This is a genomic window from Pseudomonadota bacterium (assembly GCA_030775045.1).
Classification (GTDB): domain Bacteria; phylum Pseudomonadota; class Alphaproteobacteria; order JALYJY01; family JALYJY01; genus JALYJY01.
The window spans coordinates 10219-13258 of record JALYJY010000044.1 but is presented as its reverse complement, the minus strand read 5'-3'; the positions used below and the strand labels follow the sequence as shown (position 1 = coordinate 13258).

4 protein-coding genes are annotated in these 3040 nt (G+C 62.6%); all 4 read left to right on the top strand.

From position 1 onward, the window contains the following. The first annotated feature begins 55 nt into the window (after positions 1 to 55). Entirely contained in the window at positions 56 to 1018 is a 963-nt protein-coding gene (locus M3O22_05375; protein MDP9196185.1) for an ABC transporter permease, read from the top strand. Continuing rightward, a complete protein-coding gene (locus M3O22_05370; protein MDP9196184.1) occupies positions 1015 to 1809 on the top strand; it encodes an ATP-binding cassette domain-containing protein in 795 nt (264 codons plus the stop codon). Before M3O22_05375 ends, M3O22_05370 begins: the two co-directional genes overlap by 4 nt. Next, positions 1809 to 2699, top strand: coding sequence for an MlaD family protein (locus tag M3O22_05365; protein MDP9196183.1), 891 nt, complete (start codon positions 1809 to 1811; stop codon positions 2697 to 2699). Before M3O22_05370 ends, M3O22_05365 begins: the two co-directional genes overlap by 1 nt. Continuing rightward, positions 2696 to 3040 (top strand): ABC-type transport auxiliary lipoprotein family protein (locus M3O22_05360; protein MDP9196182.1); only part of this gene is annotated, 345 nt, incomplete at its 3' end. The genes M3O22_05365 and M3O22_05360, both read left to right, overlap by 4 nt.

Sequence of the window (3040 nt, the reverse complement as noted above, 5' to 3'; positions counted from 1 at the left end):
AATTTCCGCCGGGGAGGGGGGGAAGACAGGCCGGGGCCTGTCCGGCGTAGAACGTATGGACACGGCCGGGGCTCTGCTTCTGCGCCGCCTGGTCCACAGGCTGGAGGCCGGCGGGGCGACTGTCACCACACAGGGGCTGGAGTCCCGTTTTAAGACCCTGTTTGACGCTGTTTCCGAAGAAGCCCTGGCCGATCCGGCGCCGCAGAAAAAGCCTTCTGATCCCCTGGCGCCGGTCGTGGCCCTGGGGAAAAAAACCACTGAAATCCTGTCGAATGCGGCGGAACTTGTGGCCTTTCTGGGGGTGGTGACAGAAACGCTGGGCCGTCTGGTGGTCAATCCCCGGCGCCTGCGTCTGACATCCCTGGTCTGGCATATCGTGGACACGGGCTGGAAAGCCCTGCCCATCCTGGGCCTGCTGTCTTTTCTGATCGGTGTGGTGCTGGCCTGGCAGGCGGCGGACCAGCTGCGCCCGTTCGGGGCGGACAGATATGTGGTCAACCTGCTGGGAATTTCCATCCTGCGCGAGATCGGGGTCCTGCTGACCGCCATTATCGTGGCAGGGCGGTCGGGGTCGGCCTTCACGGCCCAGATCGGCACCATGAAGGTGAACCAGGAGGTGGACGCCCTGCAGACCATGGGCCTTGATCCGGTGGAGACCCTGGTGGCGCCCCGCATCCTGGCGCTGGTCCTGGTGCTGCCCCTGCTGACCTTCTATGGTGATCTGGCCGGACTGGCCGGCGGTGCGCTGATGTCCTGGGCAGCCCTGGGGATTAATTTTTCAGCCTTTCTGGCCCAGCTGAAATCCGCCGTGACGACCACCACCCTGTGGGTGGGCCTGGTCAAGGCGCCCATGTTTGCCTTTGTCATCGCGCTGGTGGGATGCCACCAGGGCCTGCAAGTCTCCGGCAGTGCCGAAAGCGTGGGTCAACGCACAACCCTGTCCGTGGTCCAGGCCATCTTTTTGGTGATTATCCTGGATGCGGTTTTTTCCATCGCCTTTTCCATCATGAAAATATGATGAACACAGTTCCCGCCTCGTCCCGGAAAGAGCAAGAGCCGGTTATCCGGGTCCGGGGTCTTGCCACGCGGTTCGGATCCCAGGTGATCCACGAGGGGCTGGACCTGGACGTATACCGGGGAGAAATCCTGGGTCTGGTGGGCGGGTCGGGCAGCGGAAAATCTGTCCTGCTGAGGGAGATTATCGGCCTGATGCGCCCTGCGGCCGGAACCATCGAGGTCCTGGGGCAGGAAACGCAGACACTGTCCGCCCAGGGCTGGAAGGAGCTGCAGGCCAGACAGGGCGTTCTGTTCCAGGAGGGGGCGCTGTTCAGCTCCCTGACCGTGGCGGAAAACGTGGCGGTACCCCTGAAGGAGCATGCGCACCTGCCGCCCGCCCTGCTGGACGCCGTGGTGCGGGCAAAGATCAGCATGGTGGGCCTGTCTGCGGACGCGGGGGGAAAATACCCCGCCCAGCTGTCCGGGGGCATGCGCAAAAGGGCCGCGCTGGCCCGGGCGCTGGCGCTGGACCCCGACATCCTTTTTCTGGACGAGCCCACAGCGGGGCTTGATCCCATCGGGGCGGGTGCCTTTGACACCCTGATCCGGGACCTGCAGCGCAGCCTGGGCCTGACAGTGTTCATGGTCACACATGATCTGGACAGTCTGGTCACAATCTGCGACCGTATTGCCGTGCTGGTGGACAGGACGGTGCGGACCGGGACCCTGGACACACTGCTGAAGGACCCCCATCCCTGGATCCGGGACTATTTCCACGGTCCACGGGGGCGGGCGGCGAGGGAACAAGACTGATGGAAACCCGGGCAAGACATCTGGTTGCCGGCATATTTGTTCTGGCGCTTCTGGCTACACTGGCCGGATTTGTGGTGTGGCTGGGCAGTGTGCAGTTTTCTGCCGGGTCCCGGAAGTACCTGATCTATTTCTCCCGCTCCGTGACCGGCCTCCAGGCCGGAAGCCCTGTGCGGTACCAGGGTGTTGATGTGGGTAAAGTCATCGCCATCGACATTGATTCTGAGGATACAACCCGCGTTCGGGTCGAGGTGGAGATGCCGGCCCGCATTCCGGTGCGGGAGAATTCGGTGGCCTCGCTGGAATTCCAGGGCATTACCGGATCGGTCTATATCCAGATTGCTCCAGGCCTCAACGGAAGTCCACTCCTGCAGCCGGCAGCAGAAGGGAAGCTGCCGGTTATTCCCTCCCGCATGCAGGGGGGAGAGACGGTTATGGCTGCCGCTCCGGAAATGCTGGAAAACCTGACCCTGCTGACACAGGATGTCCGTACCCTGTTTACGCCCGAAAATATGGAAAATGCCCGGCAGATCCTGGAAAACATGCAGAAGGTTTCCGGAAACATGGCCACCGCCACAGCGCGTCTGGACGGTCTGACCACCCAGGCGGAAAAGGCCCTGGAGACCATGCAGAAAAGTGCAGGCGACATAACCGCCGGCGTGACCGACATGACAGCTTCCCTGCGGAAGAGTTCGGACCAGCTGTCCCGGGTGCTTGCGGAAAACCGGGATCCCATCCATACCTTTACGTCAACAGGCCTGTACGAGGCGACGCTGCTGATGACAGAAATGAGGGATCTGGTGGCCCGCCTGTCGCGGATTGCGGCCCGCATCGAGCGCGATCCCGCAAAGGCGCTGTTCGGGCCGCAGGACCAGGGAGTCAAAGTGAAATGAGGTACAAAAAAAACCATCTTCTGCTGTCTCTCGCCCTGGCGCTGGTCCTGACGTCATGCGTTTCCCTGGGGCTGGGAGGCAAGGGCGGAGAGTCCAGGATCTATACCCTGAATGCGGACAAGACCCGCGCGGAAGACCTGCCGCCGGCGCCCTGGCAGCTTCTGGTCGAACCGGTAACCGCCGATGCCTCGCTGGATACGGCGCGGGTGGCGCTGAAAACGTCCCCGTTCTCGGTGGACTATTTTGCCGATGTGCTGTGGGCCGATGATGCCCCGAAAATGCTGCAGCGGCTTCTGGTGGAAAGCTTCGAGAATGCGGGCCGGCCAAAGGCTGTCACAGGT

Coding starts and splice junctions, on each gene's coding strand:
- M3O22_05375 (MDP9196185.1), top strand. CDS start 56: ATGGACACGGCCGGGGCTCTGCTTCTGCGCCGCCTGGTCCACAGGCTG.
- M3O22_05370 (MDP9196184.1), top strand. CDS start 1,015: ATGATGAACACAGTTCCCGCCTCGTCCCGGAAAGAGCAAGAGCCGGTT.
- M3O22_05365 (MDP9196183.1), top strand. CDS start 1,809: ATGGAAACCCGGGCAAGACATCTGGTTGCCGGCATATTTGTTCTGGCG.